Raw genomic sequence first — 238 nt, forward strand, 5'->3', positions numbered from 1 at the left:
TTGGTGTTACTACCTTAGTATTTGCTGGGACAGGTGTTTTTTCTTTTACAGTTTTTCCTGTTGTGTCTCCTGTTAATCCATCTGCTACTTTTGGATTTGCATCATCCTTGTCTGGAATACCATCGTTATCATCATCTGGATCTACTTTATCTGGGATTCCATCGCCATCTGTATCGCGTTGGATAGTTACAGGGATTTTTACAACAGTCTCTTCTGTTCCACGTTTCAGTTTAACTGG

1 protein-coding gene is annotated in these 238 nt (G+C 39.9%); it reads right to left on the reverse strand.

Going from position 1 to position 238, the window contains the following annotated elements; all coding sequences use genetic code 11:
• Positions 1-238: hypothetical protein (locus tag N8L90_RS09480; protein ID WP_261025232.1), on the reverse strand; the 238-nt coding region annotated here is incomplete at both ends.

The sequence above is a fragment of the Streptococcus mitis genome, from assembly GCF_946190115.1.
In the GTDB taxonomy this organism is placed as follows: Bacteria; Bacillota; Bacilli; order Lactobacillales; family Streptococcaceae; genus Streptococcus; species Streptococcus mitis_CO.